Source organism: Prauserella endophytica, from assembly GCF_005146945.1.
Lineage (GTDB): Bacteria > Actinomycetota > Actinomycetes > Mycobacteriales > Pseudonocardiaceae > Prauserella_A > Prauserella_A endophytica.
In genome coordinates, this window is record NZ_SWMS01000005.1 from 25,747 (window position 1) to 44,060 (window position 18,314).

An 18,314-nucleotide genomic window follows, 5' to 3' on the forward strand; every position below is an offset into this window, starting at 1 on the left:
GGCGCCCGGGCGGTGTACTGGGTCACACCCCGATTTCCTGGAGCGTCTCGTGGACTTCCTCCGACCGACCAGCCTCGACGAGGCCCTCGCCATCAAGGCGCAGCGGCCGGACGCGGTGCCGATCGCGGGCGGCACCGACGTCATGGTCGAGCTGAACTTCGACCACCGGCGCCCCGAGGCGCTGCTTGATCTGACCCGTATCGGTGAACTCGCCGAGTGGTCCACTTTGGATGGGACGGTGACCCTCGGCGCTGGCGTGCCGTACGCGCGGGTGATCGACGAACTCGGTGACGCGCTGCCGGGCCTCGCGATGGCGGCGCGCACGGTCGGCTCGCCCCAGATCCGCAACCGGGGCACGGTCGGCGGCAACCTGGGCGCCGCGTCCCCGGCAGGTGACACCCACCCCGTGCTGCTCGCGACCGGCGCGCGCGTGGAGGTCGCCTCCGTGCGCGGGCGGCGGTTCATCGCGGCCGAGGACTTCTACACCGGCGTGAAGCGCAACGCGCTGGAGCCGGACGAGCTGATCACGGCCGTGCGCCTGCCCGCGGCCACGGGAGGGGAGCAGTTCGCGAAGATCGGCACCCGCAACGCGATGGTGATCGCGGTGTGCTCGTTCGCGATCGTGCTCCGGGAGGGACACGTCGGCGCCGCGATCGGCTCGGCGGCGCCCACTCCGCGGCGGGTCGGCGAGGCCGAGAGGTTCCTGCTCGACGAGTTGCCGTGGGACGCGCCCGCGCCGCTGGCCGACTCGCTCAAGCGCCGCTTCGGGGACCTCGTCGCGAGCGCGGCGACCCCGATCGACGACGTGCGCGGCAGCGCCGCCTACCGCACACACGCCCTGTCCGTCCTCGCGCGCAGGACGCTGACGTGGGCCTGGGACGGCTACCGAGGGAGTGTCCTGCAATGCGCCTGAACGTGACGGTCAACGGGGAGCGGCGACAGGCCGACGACGTGTGGGAGGGCGAGAGCCTGCTCTACGTCCTGCGCGAGCGGCTGGGCCTGCCCGGCTCCAAGAACGCCTGCGAGCAGGGCGAGTGCGGCTCGTGCACGGTGTATCTGGACGACGTGCCGGTGTGCTCGTGCCTGGTCGCGGCGGGGCAGGCCGAGGGCCGCGAGGTGCGCACCGTCGAGGGCCTGGCCGAGGGCGACGCGCTCGACCCGGTGCAACAGTCCTTCGTGGACGCGGGCGCCGTGCAGTGCGGCTTCTGCACGCCGGGCCTGGTCGTGGCGGCCCACGACCTGCTCAACCGGGTGCCCGAGCCGAGCGACGAGGAGATCCGCGAGGCACTGGCCGGAAACCTCTGCCGCTGCACGGGATACGAGAAGATCCTCGACGCGGTCCGGCTGGCGGCGGGTGCCCGATGATCGTCATCGACAACGCCGCGATCGCGACGGTCGACGCGGACGGCACGGAGTACCGCAGCGGGCACGTCGTCGTGGACGGCGAGCACATCGTGGCCGTGGGAGAGGGACCCGCGCCCACCACGGATGGCAGGCGCGTGGACGGCAGCGGCTGTCTCGTCACGCCCGGCCTCGTCAACACCCACCACCACCTGTACCAGTGGGCCACGCGCGGGCTCGCCGCCGACTCGACGCTGTTCGAGTGGCTGGTGGAGCTGTACCCGGTCTGGGGCGGGCTCGACGCCGAGATCACGCACGCGGCCGCCACGGCGGGGCTCGCGCGGCTCGCGCTCACCGGCTGCACGACCGTGGCGGACCACCACTACGTGTTCCCCCGCGATGGCGGCGACCAGGTGGAGGCGCTGGTCTCCGCCGTCACGCGGATCGGCGTGCGCGGGCACCTCGTGCGCGGTTCGATGGACCGCGGCGAGTCCGACGGCGGGCTGCCACCCGACCACCTCGTGGAGGACATCGAGTCGGCCCTGCGCGGCACCGAGCACGCCATCGACACCTACCACGATCCCTCGCCGAACGCGCGGATCCGCATCGCGGCCGGTCCGTGCTCGCCGTTCACGGTCACCGAGCGGCTGATGAAGGAGGCCGCGGAACTGGCGCGGCGCAAGGGAGTCCGGCTGCACACGCACCTCGCGGAGACCCTCGACGAGGAGCGCCAGTGCCTCGCCGAGGTGGGCTGCACGCCCGCCGAGTACGCCGACTCGCTCGGCTGGCTCGGCGACGACGTGTGGCTCGCCCATACCGTGCACCTGGCCCCCGGCGCGATCCGCAGGCTCGGTGAGACCGGCACCGGATCGGCGCACTGCCCCACGTCCAACGGCAGGCTCGGCACCGGCATCGCACCCGCGCGCGAGTTGCTCGAGGCCGGTGCGCCAGTCGGTCTCGGGGTCGACGGCGCCGCGTCCAACGAGTCCGGCGGCCTCGGCGAGGAGCTGCACCAGGCGCTGCTGCAGGCCCGCCAGCGCGGCGGGCCGCAGGCGCTGACCGTGCGGCAGGCCCTGTGGATGGGCACGATGGGCGGCGCGCGGTGCCTCGGCAGGCAGGACGAGCTGGGCTCCCTGGAGCCGGGCAAGCTCGCCGACCTCGCCGTGTGGCGGCTCGACGGCCTTCGTCACGCCGGGATCACCGACCCGGTGGCCGCGCTGGTGCTCGGCGCCGTGCCGGACATCGAGCTGCTGCTGGTGGGCGGCGAGACCGTCGTGGAGCGCGGCGAGCTGCGCACCGCCGACGAGTCCGCGATCGCCACCGAACTGCGTACCGCGAGCGGGAGACTGCGATGACCATCTCCACCGAGACCACGGGCGTCACCGAGGCGCAGGGCATCGGCGCGAGCCCCGTGCGCCCCGACGGCACGATGAAGGTGCGCGGCGAGTTCGCCTACTCCTCGGACCTGTGGCACGAGGACATGCTGTGGGGCGCGACCCTGCGCAGCCCGCACCCGCACGCGCGGATCACGGGCGTCGACATCGCCGCCGCGCTCGCGGTGCCCGGCGTGTACGCGGTGCTGACCCACGCCGACGTGCCGGGCGTGAACCGCTACGGCCTCGAACACCCCGACCAGCCCGTGCTGGCCGAGGACGTCGTGCGCTACCAGGGCGAGCCGATCGCGCTCGTCGCAGCCGACCACCCCGAGACCGCGCGCCGCGCGATGAAACGCATCGAGGTCGGCTACGAGGTGCTCGAACCGGTCACCGACTCCGAGGCCGCCGTCGCGGGGCAGGGACCCGCGCTGCACCCCGGTGGCAACGTGGTGCGGCACGTGCCGATCCGGCGCGGCGAACAGAATGTGACCGCCGACGTTGTGGTCACCGGAACCTACGAGGTCGGGATGCAGGACCAGGCGTTCCTCGGCCCGGAGTCGGGGCTCGCCGTGCCCGCCGAGGACGGCGGTGTCGATCTCTACGTCGCGACGCAGTGGCTGCACGTCGATCAGCAGCAGATCGTCGCCGCGCTGGGCCTGCCGCCGGAGAAGGTGAGGCTGACGCTCGCCGGGGTGGGCGGCGCGTTCGGCGGCAGGGAGGACCTGTCGATACAGGTGCACGCGTGCCTGCTGGCGCTGCACACCGGCAAGCCGGTGAAGATGGTCTACAACCGCGAGGAGTCCTTCTACGGCCACGTGCACCGGCACCCGGCGCGGATGTACTACGAGCACGGCGCCGACCGCGACGGCCGCCTCGTGTACGTGAAGGCGAAGATCTACCTCGACGGCGGCGCCTACGCCTCCACCACCGCGGCCGTGGCCGGCAATGCGGCGACGCTCGGCGTCGGACCCTACGACGTGCCCAACGTGACCGTCGACTGCTGGGGCACCTACAGCAACAACCCGCCGTGCGGGGCGATGCGTGGCTTCGGCGCCGTGCAGGCGGCGTTCGGCTACGAGTCGCAAATGGACAGACTCGCCGAGGCGTGCGGGCTCGACCCGGTGGAGGTGCGGCTGCGCAACGCGATGAGCGAGGGCACCGTGATGCCCACCGGCCAGGTGGTCGACTCGGCGGCGCCCGTGGAGGAGTTGCTGACGAGGCTGCGGGCCATGCCGCTGCCCGCCGAGCGCTCCGGCGAGCTCGACCTGCGACGCCTGCCCGGAGGGGTCTCCAACACCACCCACGGCGAGGGCGTCGTGCGCGGCGTCGGCTACGCGGTGGGCATCAAGAACATCTGCTTCTCCGAGGGCTTCGACGACTACTCGACGGCGCGCGTGCGGCTGGAGGCCGTCGGCGGCGAGCCCGCGGCGACCGTCCAGACGGCGGCGTGCGAGGTCGGCCAGGGACTCGTGACGATCCTGCAGCAGATCATCCGCACGGAGCTGGGCGTGGAGCAGGTGACGATCCTGCCGATGGACACCTCGATCGGCAGCGCGGGTTCGTCGTCGGCATCGCGGCAGACCTACATGACCGGGGGCGCGGTACGCGCGGCGGCACTGAAGGTGCGGGCGGCGCTCGTCGCGCACGCCGCCCGCGTGCTCGGCCATGAGCACACCGAGCTGAGCGTCGCGGGCGGCAAGGTGGTCTCTCGGCACGACGGGGTGCTCGCCGACCTCGTGGACGTGCTCGACGGCGAGGCGTTCGACGAGACCGTGGAATGGCGGCACCGGCCCACCGAGGCACTCGACCCCGAGACCGGGCAGGGCAACGCCCACGTGCAGTACGGCTTCGCCGCCCACCGCGCCGTTGTGGACGTGGACACCGAGCTGGGCCTGGTGAAGGTGGTCGCGCTCGACTGCGTGCAGGACGTCGGCAAGGCACTCAACCCGCAGGCGGTCCTCGGCCAGATCCAGGGCGGTTCGGCGCAGGGGCTCGGGCTCGCGGTGATGGAGGAGATCCAGACGCGGGGCGGCGTCATCCGCAACCCGTCGTTCACCGACTACCTCATCCCGACGGTGCTGGACATGCCGCCGATGCGGATCGAGGTGCTGGAGCTGGCCGATCCGCACGCCCCGTACGGCCTGCGGGGAGTCGGGGAACCCCCGACGATCTCGTCGACACCCGCGATCGTGGCCGCAATCCGCGCCGCGACGGGACTGGCGCTCGACCGGGTGCCGGTGCGCCCGGAACACCTCACCGGTACCTGATTTCCGCTTCTGTGCCCCGCGGGTGCCCTCACCGGGCACTCGCGGCGGTGCCGCGCGCCCTCGACCACGTACCCACGACGTAGTGGAGTCCGTCATGACGCAGCTGCGCACTGATCGTCCTCACGGCAAACCGGAACCGCGTCTCGACCGGTTCTTCCGCATCTCCCAGCGGGGCAGCACGATCGGCCGCGAGGTGCGCGGCGGAATCACGACGTTCGTCGCGATGTGCTACATCGTGCTGCTGAACCCGCTCATCCTCGGGGCCTCCGCCGACATCACCGGCGCGCGGCTCACCACCGAGGAGGTCACCACGGCCACCGCGCTCGCGGCCGGGGTGACGACCGTCCTCATGGGACTGATCGGCAACGCGCCGCTCGCGCTGGCCGCGGGGCTGGGAGTGAACGGCATCGTGGCGTTCCAGCTGGCACCGGCGATGACATGGGCGCAGGCGTTCGGGCTCGTGGTGGTGGAGGGGTTCTGCATCGTCCTCATGGCCGTCTCGGGCGTGCGGGAGCGGATCATCAACGCGATCCCGGCCGCGCTCAAGACCGCCATCACCGTGGGCATCGGCCTCTACATCGCTCTGGTGGGCCTGGTCAGCGCCGGGTTCGTCACGCGAACACCGGACGCGGAGAACTCCACCGTGCCCGTGCGCATGGGCACCGACGGCCATCTCGCCGGGTGGCCCGTGGTGATCTTCTGCGCCGGGCTGCTGCTGATGATCGTGCTCGTGAGCCGGGCGGTGCCCGGTGCGGTGCTGCTGAGCATCCTCACCGCGACCGTGCTGGCGATCGTCGTCAACAGCGTGTTCGACGTCGAGGGCTGGGGGCTCGTGGAGCCCACCGTGCCCGACCACGTCGTCGCGTCGCCGGACTTCGGCCTGCTCGGGCGGATCGACCTTCTCGGCGGTTTCGCCTCGGCGGGCGTGGTGACGGCGAGCGTGTTCCTGTTCACCCTCGTGTTGTCGGGTTTCTTCGACGCGATGGGCACGATCACGGGGGTGTCGCAGGAGGCGGGCCTGGTGCGCGACGGCAAGGTGGAGGGAATGGGCCGCATCCTCGTCGCCGACGGCATCGGCGCGGTGGCGGGCGGGCTCACGGGCTCGTCGCCGAACACGGTGTTCCTCGAATCGGCGGCCGGGGTGGGCGAGGGCGCGCGCACCGGCCTGGCGAGCGTGGTCACGGGCGGGCTGTTCACGGCGACGCTGTTCCTCACGCCGCTGGCGGCGGTGGTGCCGGCGCAGGCGGCGGCACCCGCGCTGGTGGTGATCGGCGGCATGATGATGTCGCAGTGCCGCCGGATCCCCTGGCAGGACACCGATGTGGTGATCCCGGTGTTCCTGATCGCGGCCCTGATCCCGTTCACGTACTCGATCACCAACGGCATCGGCGCCGGCCTGGTCGCCTACGTGGTGATCAAGCTCGGCCGGGGCAAGGCGCGGGAGGTCGGCTGGCTGGTGGGCACCCTGGCAGCCGTGTTCCTCGCCTATTTCGCCATGGGCGCCCTCGTCGGCTGACCAACTGCAGTGAAGGCCACCATGCCTGCGTTCAACGCAGTGAAGGTGGCCTTCACTGCATCGGTGAACCGCTCCACAGCTCGCGGGCGAGGGTGGCCACCGTGGTGCCCGCGACCCTCAGGGGTTCCGTGTCGCGCAGGGCCCGGCTCAGCACGAAGGCGCCCTCCAGGCTCGTCACCGCGGCGATGGTGAGGCGGCGGGCGTCCTCGGTGGACAGTCCGAACCGCTCGAAGGTCTCCGTGCCCTTGTCGATCCACGCGGTGAAGACGTCGGCGGTGGCCCTGCGCAGGGTCTCGTTGGTGCTCGCGACCTCCAGCGCGACCGTGGCGATCGGGCAGGCGTCGGCGTAGCCGGTCTCGACGAGCGTGTCGGCCGCCGCCGCGAACGCCGCCTCGACGCCGCTGACCGGGTCCGGCGCGGGGGCGATGAAGATGTCGAACAGCTGGCCGTAGAGCATCCCCGACTCGCGGATCACCTCGTCGCCGAGCTGTTCCTTGCCGCCGGGGAAGAAGTGGTACAGCGAGCCGAACGGCGCCTGCGCCTCGGCGACGATCTGCTTGAGCCCGGTGCCGGTGTAGCCGTTGCGCCGGAACAGGTCGGCGCTCGCCCGCATGATGCGTTCCCTCGTACTCGCCACGAGCCCGATCCTAGGCTACGCTCCCAGTAGAGCGATCTATCAAATCGCAGTGGGGGTGGCCGTGATGCCCGAGGTGGAACTGTCGGCGGGTCCGATCGAGTACACCGACACCGGCGGAGACGGGCCGGTGCTCGTCTTCCTGCACGGCGTCACGATCGACTCCACCGTGTGGCGCAACGTCGTCGCCGAGCTGGGCGATAGCTACCGCTGCGTGCTCCCGACCTGGCCGCTCGGCAGCCACCGCAAACCGATGCGACCCGACGCCGACCTGAGCCTGCGCGGGCTCGGCCTGCTGGTCGGTGAGTTCCTGGAGCGGCTTGACCTGCGCGACGTCACGCTCATGCTGAACGACTGGGGCGGCGGCCAGCTCCTGCTCACCGAGGGCCGCACCGAGCGACTCGCCCGCGTGGTGCTCACCGCGTGCGAGGCGTTCGACAACTACCCGCCGGGCCTGCCGGGACGGATGCTGGCGCTCACCACGAAGGTGCCCGGCGGGCTCAAGGTCCTGTTGTCGCTGCTGCGGTTCCGGTTCGTCCAGCGCGCGCCGGGCGCCTGGGGCTGGATGTCGAAACGGCCGGTGCCCGCCGAGGTGATGCACGGCTGGTTCGAGCCGGCGAGGTCGCGGCCGGAGATCCGCCGCGACCTCGCCCGCTACGGCGCCTCGATGCCGCCGAAGCGCACCCTGCTCGACTGGGCCGAGCGCATGCGCTCGTTCACCGGCCCCGTGCTGGTCGTGTGGGCGACCGAGGACAAGCTCATGCCGCGTGAGCACGGCAGGCGCCTCGCTGAGCTGTTCCCCGACGGCAGGCTCGTGGAGGTCGAGGACAGCTACACGCTCGTCCCCGAGGACCAGCCCGCGCTGCTCGCCGAGACGATCCGGAAGTTCGTGGTGGACACTCCCGTCATGCGGGCTCGCGACTGAGCTCCCGCTCGCGCACGCGTTTCACCCGGTCGCCGAACACGAGGTTCAGCACCACCGCGGCGATGCAGCCCGCGCTGATACCCGAGTCGAGCACGGTGCGCAGGGCCGAGGGGAAGTGGTCGTAGAACTCCGGCGCCGCGATGGGAATCAGGCCGATGCCGAGCGCGGCGGCGGCGATCGTGATGTTGGCAGGCCGCTCGAACGACGCCTTCGCGAGCGTGCGCACCCCCGCCACCGCGACGCTGCCGAAGAGCACCAGGCCGGCGCCGCCGAGCACGGGCTGCGGCACGAGTGCCACGATGCCGCCCGTCACCGGGAACATGCCGAGCAGCACCAGGATCGCGCCGCTTGCCGCCACCACGTAGCGGCTCACCATGCGCGTCAGCGCCACGAGCCCCACGTTCTGGGCGAACGCCGTGCACGCGAAGCCGCCGAACACGGTGGCGAGCGCGGTGGCGAAGCCGTCGGCCCGCAGCCCGTCCGCCAGCGTCCGTTCGCTCGTCGGCCGTTCGACGATCTCGCCGAGCGCGAGCATGTCCGCGGTGCTCTCGGCCATCACCACGAGCATCACGATCGCCATCGAGATGATCGCCGCCGCCTCGAAGTGCGGCGTGCCGAAGTGGAACGGCGTCGCGATGCCGAACGCGGGCGACTCCGTCAATGTCGATGTGTCGACCTCGCCGAGCGGCCACGCGACGAGCGTGCCCACCACCAGGCCCAGCAGCAGCGCGATCCGGCTCCAGAAACCGGAGAGGAACCGGTTGAACGCGAGCACCGCGACGAGCGTGATGCCGGCCAGCAACAGGCCGGTGCCGTTCGCGGATGGCTGCTGGTTCGCGATCCAGCCGACCGCCACCGGCAGCAGCGAGACCCCGATGAGCGTGATGACGGTCCCGGTCACCAGTGGCGGGAAGAACCGCGTGAGCCGGGAGAAGAACGGCGCGGCGAGCACCACGAGCAGCCCACCCACGAGCGTCGCGCCGTAGACGACGCCGAGCGCGTCGCCTGACCCGTGCTGCTCCACGATCGCGAGCACCGGAGCCACGGTCGCGAACGTGACGCCGTTGACGAGCGGCAGCCGGGCGCCGAACCGCCACACGCCGAGCGTCTGCAGCAGCGTCGCGAGCCCCGCGGTGAACAGGCTCGCGCTGATCAGGAGACTGAGCTGGCCCGGCGAGAGACCCACCGCCGCACCGATGATGAGCGGGGGAGCCACCACGCCGGCGTACATGGCGGCGACGTGCTGCAAACCTCCCGCGAGCAGTTGAGGCAGCGGCGGTTTCCGGTCGACGGGGTGCATCTGAGCCTCCCTAGAAGGCGGGCAGCGTGTACCAGGCGAGCTCGGCGTCCTTCGGGTCCTCGTCGTCGCGCAGCACGGTGCCCTCGATGAGCCCGTACGGCCGGTCGGCGGCGTAGAAGACCTCGTTGTCGTTGGTGAGCCCGAACGGGCCCAGATCCACGAGGAAGTGGTGCTTGTTCGGCAGGGAGAGGCGGACCTCGGCGACCTCGTCCCGCGCCTCGAGCACGGCCTCGCCCATGGCGTACAGGGTCTGCTGCAGCGACAGGCTGTGCTTGGTCGCGAACGTCTCGAGCAGTATGCGGCGGATCTCGGTGAACGAGCCGCTCCAGTCGAGCTCCGTCGAGCGGTAGCGCCAGCGCGCGGTGACGGCGGTCGCCAGTATCCGGTCGTCGGTCTCGGCCAGAGTCGTGTACCTGTCGCGCGGGAAGCCGTGGAACTCCGAGCCCGTGGACTTGAGCACCACGAGGTCCGTCAGTCCCGACACCACCCACGCCCGGTCGTTCTGGATCGTCACCGCGGTGGTGCGCTGCTCGCCGGTCGCCCGCGAGAACGCGTGGTCGTGCGGTCTGCCGCCGACGTCGATGCGGTCCCAGCCGTGCTCGGAGATGAGCACCCTGGCGCCGTTGATCTGCTCGAAGGAGCCGACGAAGTGCCTGCCCAGCCGCAGCGCGAAGTCCTCGATCTCGCCGACGCGCTTCTCCTTGGCGAAGGCGTAGACGGTGTTCTTCTGCGTGTCTGTGGCGACGACGTCGGTGTTGTCCCCGGTGAGATGGGTGCGCTCCAGCCTGCCGCGCAGCGACGTCGACACGGTGAGGTCCTTCAGGTGGTGCACGGGGCCCTCGCGCTCCACGGTGACGAGCCGGACCTCTGCCTTGCCGTACTGGTTGGGGCCCAGACTGATGGCCACGCGGATCAGCTCCCTCGGTAGGTGGAGTAGGCGAACGGGCTGAGCAGTACGGGCACGTGGTGGTGTGCGTGCGGGTCGGTGATGCGGAAACACACCGTGATCTCGGGGAAGAACGCCTCGGGGCCCAGGTAGCCCGCGGTGTCGAAGACGAGCCGGTACACGCCCACGGGCAGCGCCTCCGGGCCGAGTTCGCGCACGCGTCCGTCGTCGTCGGTGCGGTCCTGCGCGAGCGTGGTCCACTCGCCGTCGAGCGCCTCCAGTCGCACGGGAATCCCCGCCGCGGGCCGTCCTCTCGCGTTGTCGAGAACGTGTGTGGTCACGAGGCTCATTCGGCCACCGCCTTCTCCAGTCGCAACCGGGCGATCTTGACCAGTTCCTCACCTGCGATCGCCAGTTCGGTTTCCGGGTCGTTGCCGAGACGCTTCCGCAGAATCTCCAGCAGTTCCTCGCCGCTGCGGCCGCTGGCGCACACCAGGAAAACGTGGCCGAAGCGGTCCTCGTACGCCGCGTTGGCCGCGCGGAACCGGCGCGCCGCCTCATCGTCCACACCGGACTGCTCGGTGCGTGACGCTCCACTCGCCGGTTTTTCGCCGATGCGCGGGTGTTCCGCCATCGCGATGTGGATCTCGTCGGGTCGCAGCACCAGGTTCGTGGCGGCGAGCAGGGCCGACCGATCACCGTAGGGGCGGCCCGCGAGCACGTGCTCCACCCACCTCGGCACCGCGAGGCAACTGGTCAGGAGTGGACGGAGCCGATCGGGATCGGCGGAGTTGAACTCGGTCAGCCGGAGTTCGCTCATTCCGGAGAAGCTAAGGCGAGGAGGAGCCGTGAGTCAACAATTTGTTGAAACGATCAGTGCTCGCGGTTCAGATAGTTGTAGACCGTGAAGCGCGTGACGCCGAGCGTTTCCGCCACCGCGGCCACCGATTTCCTGAGCTGGAAGGCGCCCCGCTCCTCGAGCAGCCGCACCGCTCGCTGCTTGCCGGGCCGGTCCAGCTCCCGCAGTGGGGAGCCGAGTTCGGCCTCCACCTCGCGCACCATCCGGTCGAGCACGCTGCCCGGTTCGGACGGCGTCGCGCCGTTTTCGCCGGGCCGCTGGATGCGCAGCGTCAGGCGCGTCGCGCCGCCGTCGAGTGCGGCCCGCACGATCGCGGGCAGCGCGTCGAGCAGCGCGTCCGCATCCCCCCTCGCCGACGTGCCGAGCGGGCCGAAGTCGGTGCTCAGGCCCGCGTGGCCGGCGGCCCGCATGGCCTCGACCGCGTGCGCGGGCGGCTCCCCCTCGCCCCGGAACGGCTCGCTCGTGAACTCCGCTTCCAGCTCCACGCCTGCAACGTATCTCCCGTCCGGACCGTTGACGAGGCCAGGATCACATCGCTACTGTCATAGTACGAAAACTTACTTCCACAATACGAAAAACTAGCGTAAACGGGCAAAGCCAGAAAGCGTGGTCCCATGTCCGAACGAACCGGCGCACGGCACGACCTGCGCTACGACATCAACCTGTCCATGCTGTTCACCGAGCTGCCGCTGCTGCGGCGGCCCGCCGCCGCGCGCGCCGCGGGGTTCACCGCCATCGAGTTCTGGTGGCCGTTCACCGTCGCGGTGCCCGCGGACGCCGAGGTCGACGCGTTCGTGACCGCGGTGAACGACGCCGGGGTCCAGCTCGTCGGGCTGAACTTCTTCGCGGGTGACATGCCAGCGGGCGACCGGGGGCTGGTGTCCTGGGTGGGCAGGGAGTCCGAGTTCCGCGACAGCGCCGACGTGGCGCTGGGCATCGCCGAACGGCTCGGCTGCCGCACCTTCAACGCCCTGTACGGCAACCGGCTCGACGGCGTCGAGCCCGCCGAGCAGGACGAGCTCGCCCTGTCCACCCTGGACCAGCTGGCCACCGCGGCGGCGGGCCAGGACGCGCAGGTGGTGCTGGAGCCGCTCTCCGGCGCGCCTCGCTACCCGCTGCTCACCGCGGCCGACGCGCTCGCGGTGATCGACAAGGTCGGCAGGCCGAACGTCACGCTGCTCGCCGACTTCTACCACCTCGCCGTCAACGGCGATGACGTCGCGGCCGTGATCGCCGAGCACACCGGGCGCATCGGGCACGTGCAGATCGCCGACGCCCCAGGTCGCGGCGAGCCCGGCAGCGGGGAGCTAGACCTCGACGGGCACCTCGCCGCGGTCGAGGCCGCCGGGTACACCGGCTGGGTGGGTATCGAGTACAAGCCGACCAGCGACAGCGAGACGTCCCTTGCCTGGCTGCCGCGCGAGAGGAGGGCAGCGTGAAGATCGCTTTCATCGGCCTCGGCATCATGGGCATGCCGATGGCGAAGCACCTGGTGGCAGCGGGGCACACCGTCAGCGGCTACAACCGTAGCCGGGCCAAGGTGGACGAGTTCGCCGCCGACGGCGGCACCGCCGCGGCCTCGGTCACCGACGCCGTCCAGGGCGCCGACGTCGTGATCACCATGCTGCCCAACCACCCCGAGGTGGAGGAGGTCGTGCTCGGCCAGGGCGGCGTGCTGGAGTCGGCCGAACCGGGCGCGCTGCTCATCGACATGAGCACCATCCGGCCGGAGACGTCCATCGCCATCGCCGAGGCCGCCCGGGACAAGAACGTGCGGGTGCTCGACGCGCCGGTCTCCGGCGGCGAGGCCGGGGCCAAGCAGGCCGCGCTGTCGATCATGGTCGGCGGCGAGGAGGCCGACTTCGCCGCGGCAAGGCCGGTCTTCGAGGCGCTGGGCAAGACGGTCGTGCACGTCGGCCCCCATGGAGCGGGCCAGGTGGTGAAGGCCGCCAACCAGCTCGTGGTCGGCGGCATCTACGGGCTGGTCAGCGAGGCCATCGTGCTCATGGAGGCCTCCGGCGTCGACGCCAAGACCGGCCTCGACGTGCTCGCCGGAGGGCTCGCCGCCAACCGCATCCTCGACCTCAAGCGCGAGTCGATGGTGGCGCGGCAGTTCCAGCCGGGCTTCCGCATCGACCTGCACCACAAGGACATGGGCATCGCCACCGACGCCGCCAGGCAGGCCGACGTGGCACTGCCCATGACCGGGCTCGTCGCCCAGCTGCTCGCCGCCGCGCGGGCCATGGGCCACGGCTCGCTCGACCACTCCGCCCTGCTCAAGGTGGTCGAGCAGCTGTCCGGCCGCGCCTGACGCGGCCCACTTCTCACAGGTCACGGGCGGCCGTACCACGCCGGCAAGCACAGGGACGGCCGCCCGCTCCCCGAAAGGTGTGTACATCATGCCGAAGGTTCCTGTCATGCAGGCCGTCGTCGACGTGCTGATTTCCGAGGGCGTCGACACCGCGTTCGGCTGCCCGGGCGCCGCGATCCTCCCGCTGTACCAGGCGATGCAGGGCAGCGGGATCGAGCACCTCGTGGTCCGCCACGAGGAGGGCGCCACCCACATGGCCGACGGCTGGTCGCGCACCACCGGCAACGTCGGCGTCGCGATCGGCACGTCGGGGCCCGCGGGCACCAACATGATCACCGGCCTCTACACCGCGCAGGCCGACTCGATCCCGATCCTGTGCATCACCGGGCAGGCGGTGTCGACGAAGCTGCACCAGGAGGCGTTCCAGGCGGTCGACATCGTGGAGATCGCCAAGCCCGTGACGAAGTGGGCCGTGCAGGTCAAGGAGGCCGCGCAGGCGCCGTGGATCTTCCGCGAGGCGTTCCGGATCGCGCGCTCGGGCAGGCCCGGTCCGGTACTCATCGATCTGCCGCTCGACGTGCAGAAGCAGGAGATCGAGTGGGACGCCTCGATCGACGCGCCGTTCCCCGTGGTGACTCCCGCCCCATCGCCGGCGCGGGTCGAGCGGGCGCTGGACCTGCTGCTTGCGGCCGAGCGGCCGCTGATCCTCGCGGGCGGCGGAGTCACGCTGGGCGAGGCGAGCGAGCCGCTGCGCGCGGTCGCCGAGCGGCTCGGCGTGCCCGTGGGCGTGACGCTCATGGGCAAGGGCAGCTTCCCCGAGGACCACCCGCTGTTCGCCGGGATGGCGGGGATACAGACGTCGCAGCGGTGGGCCAACGCGGCGTTCCTGGAGGCCGACCTGGTGCTGGCGCTCGGCGCGCGCTTCGGCGACCGGCACACGGGCGCGCTCGACGTCTACCGAGGCGACCGGAAGTTCATCCACGTCGACATCGAGCCGACGCAGATCGGCAAGGTGTTCGGCCCCGACCTCGGTGTGGTGTCCGACAGCAGGGCGTTCCTGGAGGCCCTGCTCGCGGCGGCCGACGAACGGGGCGCGCCGATCGACCCGAGGGTGCCCGTGTGGGTCAACCGGATCGCGGAGCTCAAGCGGGAGCTGCCGAGGCGGGAGGACTTCGACACGGTGCCGATCAAGGCCCCGAGGGTGTTCAAGGAGATCAACGAGCTCTACGGCGAGGACACCTACTTCGTCACCGCGATCGGGCTGTACCAGATCTGGTCGGGCCAGTTCCAGCGCGCGCACAGGCCGAGGCACTACCAGGTGTGCGGGCAGGCGGGCCCGCTCGGCTGGGAGATCCCGGCCGCGATCGGGGTCAAGAAGGCGCGCCCCGACGCCGAGGTGGTGGGCGTGGTCGGCGACTACTCGTTCCAGTTCCTGGTGGAGGAGCTGGCCGTGGCGGCGCAGTACGAAGTGCCGTTCGTGCTGATCATGCTCAACAACGAGTACCTGGGGCTCATCCGGCAGGCCGAGCTCGGCTACGACATGAACTTCCAGGTGGATCTGCACTACGACGAGTACGGCACGGACAACGTGAAGATCATGGAGGCCTACGGCTGCTCTGGCACGCGCGTCGTGGAGCCGTCGGAGATCCGCGGCTCGCTGGAATGGGCGCGCAAGGAGGCGGATCGCACGGGCCGCCCGGTGCTCGTGGAGATCATGATCGAGCGCGAGGCGAATGCCTCGATGGGCACCGCTCTCGACAACGTCAAGGAGTTCGAACCCACGCCGTGACCGGAGCCCTCACCCGTCTGCAGTGAAGGCCACCATGCCTGCGTTCAACGCAGTGAAGGTGGCCTTCACTGCAGTCGTCACGGAAGGTTGACCCACACGGCTACCGCGGGGATGTCGCCTGCGTTGCGGACGCGGTGCGGGGTCGTTGAGGGGAACCGGATCGAGTCGCCGGGGCCCAGTTCGTAGTGGTCGAAGCCGAGGTCGACGGTCAGCGTGCCGGACAGCACGCTGCCCAGCTCGTGCCCGTTGTGCCGCAGGTACTCGCCGTCCTGGCTGGAGGTGGACCCCGGCGGGTAGGTCGACTCGTAGATCTCCACGCCCGGGATGGGCGTCGCGGTGAGCCTGCGGTACTCCACGCCGTGGCCGAGCGAGATCGCGGGCACCTCGCCCGCCCTCGTCACCACCACCTCGTCGGACCCGGCCGCGGGCTCCTCGGGTTCGGGCGCCGCTTCGCCGAACGCCGCCGCCAGCGGCACCTCCAGGATCGACACGATCTGGAACAGCCGCGTCACCGACGGCCGCATCTTGCCCCGTTCCATCTGCGACAGCGCGCTCGGGCTGACGCCGAGCTCGCCTGCGAGCGCGCGCAGCGACATCCCGCGTTCGATGCGGAGTGCCCTGATGCGGGCCCCGAGTTCCTCGTCGTCGGGCGGCGCGCCGGGGAGCATGCGTCGCAGTCTACGCCGGATGAAGGAACTTCTTCACGGGTGTTCAGTTATGGCTTCACACTCGCTACGCTGGTGAGCCATGGACCTGGTGCTGCGAGCGCGAAGGGCGATCACCGCCGACGGCGAGACCGCCTGCGCCGTCGGCGTCCGGGACGGCCGGATCGTCGTCGTCGAGCCCTACGACACCGCGCTCGTCGGTGACCAGCTGGTGGAGCTGGGCGCCGACGAGGTGCTCCTGCCCGGGCTCGTCGACAGCCACGTCCACGTCAACGACCCCGGCCGCAGCGAGTGGGAGGGCTTCGAGACGGCCACGCGCGCGGCGGCCGCGGGCGGGGTAACCACGATCGTCGACATGCCGCTCAACAGCCTTCCGCCGACGGTCGACGTCGCCGCGCTGGAGGTCAAGCGCAAGACCGCGCTCGGCCGCGTGCACGTCGATGTCGGCTTCTGGGGCGGCGCGATCCCCGGCAACGCCGCGCAGCTGCGCCCGCTGCACGACGCGGGCGTGTTCGGCTTCAAGAGCTTCCTGCTGCACTCCGGCGTCGACGAGTTCCCCCCGCTCGACACCGAGGGGCTGGAGGAGGCGATGCGGGTCCTGCGCGAGTTCGACGGGCTGCTGATCGTGCACGCGGAGGACGCCGAAACGATCGACCGCGCGCCCAACCCGCACGGCCCGCACTACAGCGGCTTCCTCGCCTCGCGCCCGCCAGAGGCCGAGCACGCCGCGATCGCCAGGGTGCTCGAACTGGCCAGGCGCACCGGGGCCCGCGTGCACATCCTGCACCTCGCGTCGGCGCGGGCCCTGCCACTGATCGCCGAGGCCAAACGCGACGGCGTGGCGGTCACCGCCGAGACGTGCCCCCACTACCTGAGCTTCACGGCCGAGGAGATCGGTGACGGCGCCACGCAGTTCAAGTGCTGCCCGCCGATCCGCGAGGCCGCCAACCGCGAGCTGCTGTGGCGGGGACTCGCCGAGGGCGTGCTCGACTGCGTCGTCAGCGACCACTCGCCGTGCACGCCCGAGCTGAAGCGCTTCGACAGCGGCGATTTCGGCGAGGCGTGGGGCGGGATCGCGGGCCTGCAGGTGGGGCTGCCAGCCGTGTGGACGGGCGCGCGGCAGCGCGGCTTCGGCCTCGCCGACGTGGTGCGCTGGATGGCGCACGGACCCGCAGCGCAGGCCGGGCTCCCGCGCAAGGGGCACCTCGCGGCGGGCTACGACGCCGACTTCTGCGTGTTCGCCCCCGACGAGGCGTTCGTCGTGGACGCCGCGAAGCTGCGGCACCGCAACGCCGTAAGCGCCTACCACGACCGGCCGCTGGCCGGGGTCGTGCGGAGCACGTGGCTGCGCGGAGCACAGGTGACCGGGCGGTCGCCGCACGGGCGGCTGCTGACGAGGGGAGAGCGGTGAACGACCGTCCGGAGTGGACTCAGCTGACCGACCTGGCCTCCCGCCGCTTCGGGGGCACCGTCATGTGGGCGAGCGACGAGCTGTTCGCCGAGAAGGAGAACCTCGTCAACCCGTGGCGGCCGCGGCACCAGCCGGAGACGTTCGGCCCGAAGGGGCAGCTCTACGACGGCTGGGAGACCCGCAGGCACCGCGAACCCGGCGACGACCAGGCGATCCTGCGCCTCGGGCTGCCCGGCGCGGTTACCGGCGTGGTGGTGGACACCGCGTTCTTCAAGGGCAACTACCCGCCTTTCGTCACGGTCGAGGCGCTCGCCGCGGAGGGCTACCCGAGCGTGGCCGAACTGTCCGGAATGGACTGGGACGTGCTCGTCGACCACGAGCCGGTGGCGGGCGACGCGGAGAACTTCTTCACCGTCGGCTCGCGGAAGCGCTACACCCACACCCGGCTCACCATGCACCCCGACGGCGGGGTCGCGCGGCTGCGCGTGCACGGCGACGTGATCCCCGACCCGCGGCTGCTCGACCCTGGCGCGCTCGATCTCGCCGCGCTGGAGAACGGAGCGGTGTGCACCGGGTGCAGCGACATGTTCTACTCGTCGCCCGCGAACATGCTCGCGCCCGGGCTCGCCGCCAACCAGGCCGAGGGCTGGGAGACCGCGCGCAGGCGTGACGGCGGCAACGACTGGGCGGTGATCCGCCTCGCGGGGGCGGGCAGGGTGCGCTTCGCCGAGTTCGACACCAGCAACCTGCGGGGCAACGCGCCGGGCTGGGTGACACTGAGCGGCTCGGCGGATGGGCACACGTGGTTCGAGCTGTTGCCGAGGACCCGCCTGCAGCCCGACACCCGGCACCGGTTCGCCGTCCCGGAACCGCGCGAGGCCGCCCACGTCCGGCTCGACATCCACCCCGACGGCGGCATGGCGCGCCTGCGGCTGTTCGGTGCGCTGACCGATCAGGGCCTCGCCGACCTGGTGAGCCGCTTCGAGGAGAGCTGACCCCTTCCTGCCCAGTCGACTGCAGTGAAGGCCACCATG

The 18,314-nt window shown here is 71.3% G+C and carries 18 protein-coding genes; 11 read left to right on the forward strand and 7 right to left on the reverse strand.

Going from position 1 to position 18,314, the window contains the following annotated elements; genetic code table 11:
* Positions 1–49 precede the first annotated feature (49 nt).
* From FCN18_RS11115 to FCN18_RS11135, 5 genes are all read left to right on the forward strand, one after another.
* The gene (locus FCN18_RS11115; RefSeq protein WP_112271905.1) at positions 50–913 is read left to right on the forward strand and encodes an FAD binding domain-containing protein; all 864 of its coding nucleotides are present in this window, start codon (positions 50–52) and stop codon (positions 911–913) included.
* Positions 904–1,365 carry a (2Fe-2S)-binding protein gene (locus tag FCN18_RS11120; protein ID WP_112271907.1) on the forward strand — a complete coding sequence of 154 codons (462 nt, stop codon included), beginning with the start codon at positions 904–906 and terminating at the stop codon, positions 1,363–1,365. Before FCN18_RS11115 ends, FCN18_RS11120 begins: the two co-directional genes overlap by 10 nt.
* A complete protein-coding gene (locus FCN18_RS11125) occupies positions 1,362–2,696 on the forward strand; it encodes an 8-oxoguanine deaminase (protein ID WP_112271909.1) in 1,335 nt (444 codons plus the stop codon). The genes FCN18_RS11120 and FCN18_RS11125 overlap by 4 nt, the downstream gene beginning before the upstream one ends.
* Complete coding sequence (gene pucD, locus FCN18_RS11130) at positions 2,693–4,984, forward strand: xanthine dehydrogenase subunit D (RefSeq protein WP_137094838.1); 2,292 nt, start codon at positions 2,693–2,695, stop codon at positions 4,982–4,984. The genes FCN18_RS11125 and pucD overlap by 4 nt, the downstream gene beginning before the upstream one ends.
* Before the next feature lie 94 nt (positions 4,985–5,078).
* A complete protein-coding gene (locus FCN18_RS11135) occupies positions 5,079–6,500 on the forward strand; it encodes an NCS2 family permease (protein ID WP_113642335.1) in 1,422 nt (473 codons plus the stop codon).
* 52 nt (positions 6,501–6,552) lie between these two features.
* Here FCN18_RS11135 and FCN18_RS11140 read toward each other — a convergent pair whose 3' ends face one another.
* A complete protein-coding gene (locus FCN18_RS11140) occupies positions 6,553–7,137 on the reverse strand; it encodes a TetR/AcrR family transcriptional regulator (RefSeq protein WP_456107162.1) in 585 nt (194 codons plus the stop codon).
* A 64-nt stretch (positions 7,138–7,201) separates the two neighbouring features.
* Here FCN18_RS11140 and FCN18_RS11145 point away from each other — a divergent pair, with 64 nt between their 5' ends.
* Positions 7,202–8,059: an alpha/beta fold hydrolase gene (locus FCN18_RS11145; protein WP_137094840.1), complete on the forward strand. Its 858-nt coding sequence runs from the start codon at positions 7,202–7,204 to the stop codon at positions 8,057–8,059.
* Here the strand turns inward: FCN18_RS11145 and FCN18_RS11150 are convergent.
* From FCN18_RS11150 to FCN18_RS11170, 5 genes are read right to left on the reverse strand one after another with little or no spacing between them, the layout of a single operon-like run.
* Positions 8,040–9,359, reverse strand: coding sequence for a nucleobase:cation symporter-2 family protein (locus FCN18_RS11150; protein ID WP_137094842.1), 1,320 nt, complete (start codon positions 9,357–9,359; stop codon positions 8,040–8,042). The two genes, FCN18_RS11145 and FCN18_RS11150, sit on opposite strands and share 20 nt — an antisense overlap.
* Positions 9,360–9,369: 10 nt before the next feature.
* Positions 9,370–10,266: a factor-independent urate hydroxylase gene (gene pucL, locus FCN18_RS11155; protein ID WP_113642338.1), complete on the reverse strand. Its 897-nt coding sequence runs from the start codon at positions 10,264–10,266 to the stop codon at positions 9,370–9,372.
* 5 nt (positions 10,267–10,271) lie between these two features.
* The gene (gene uraH, locus FCN18_RS11160) at positions 10,272–10,595 is read right to left on the reverse strand and encodes a hydroxyisourate hydrolase (RefSeq protein WP_113642339.1); all 324 of its coding nucleotides are present in this window, start codon (positions 10,593–10,595) and stop codon (positions 10,272–10,274) included.
* Entirely contained in the window at positions 10,592–11,065 is a 474-nt protein-coding gene (uraD, locus tag FCN18_RS11165; RefSeq protein ID WP_137094844.1) for a 2-oxo-4-hydroxy-4-carboxy-5-ureidoimidazoline decarboxylase, read from the reverse strand. Before uraD ends, uraH begins: the two co-directional genes overlap by 4 nt.
* A 53-nt stretch (positions 11,066–11,118) precedes the next feature.
* Positions 11,119–11,589, reverse strand: a complete 471-nt coding sequence (locus tag FCN18_RS11170) for a helix-turn-helix domain-containing protein (protein WP_137094846.1) — start codon at positions 11,587–11,589, stop codon at positions 11,119–11,121.
* Between the two features lie 129 nt (positions 11,590–11,718).
* Here FCN18_RS11170 and FCN18_RS11175 point away from each other — a divergent pair, with 129 nt between their 5' ends.
* The 3 genes from FCN18_RS11175 (at position 11,719) to gcl (ending at position 15,204) form a co-directional block, all read left to right on the forward strand.
* Positions 11,719–12,543, forward strand: coding sequence for a hydroxypyruvate isomerase family protein (locus FCN18_RS11175; protein WP_112271926.1), 825 nt, complete (start codon positions 11,719–11,721; stop codon positions 12,541–12,543).
* Positions 12,540–13,415, forward strand: coding sequence for a 2-hydroxy-3-oxopropionate reductase (locus tag FCN18_RS11180; RefSeq protein ID WP_228713871.1), 876 nt, complete (start codon positions 12,540–12,542; stop codon positions 13,413–13,415). Before FCN18_RS11175 ends, FCN18_RS11180 begins: the two co-directional genes overlap by 4 nt.
* Positions 13,416–13,503: 88 nt before the next feature.
* A complete protein-coding gene (gene gcl, locus FCN18_RS11185) occupies positions 13,504–15,204 on the forward strand; it encodes a glyoxylate carboligase (protein ID WP_137094849.1) in 1,701 nt (566 codons plus the stop codon).
* Between the two features lie 77 nt (positions 15,205–15,281).
* Here gcl and FCN18_RS11190 read toward each other — a convergent pair whose 3' ends face one another.
* Positions 15,282–15,872: a helix-turn-helix domain-containing protein gene (locus FCN18_RS11190; RefSeq protein ID WP_112271932.1), complete on the reverse strand. Its 591-nt coding sequence runs from the start codon at positions 15,870–15,872 to the stop codon at positions 15,282–15,284.
* A gap of 79 nt (positions 15,873–15,951) precedes the next feature.
* Here FCN18_RS11190 and allB point away from each other — a divergent pair, with 79 nt between their 5' ends.
* Together allB and alc are read left to right on the forward strand one after the other, a co-directional pair.
* The gene (gene allB, locus FCN18_RS11195) at positions 15,952–17,280 is read left to right on the forward strand and encodes an allantoinase AllB (protein ID WP_137094851.1); all 1,329 of its coding nucleotides are present in this window, start codon (positions 15,952–15,954) and stop codon (positions 17,278–17,280) included.
* Positions 17,277–18,275: an allantoicase gene (alc, locus tag FCN18_RS11200; protein WP_137094853.1), complete on the forward strand. Its 999-nt coding sequence runs from the start codon at positions 17,277–17,279 to the stop codon at positions 18,273–18,275. Before allB ends, alc begins: the two co-directional genes overlap by 4 nt.
* The last annotated feature ends 39 nt before the right edge of the window (positions 18,276–18,314 follow it).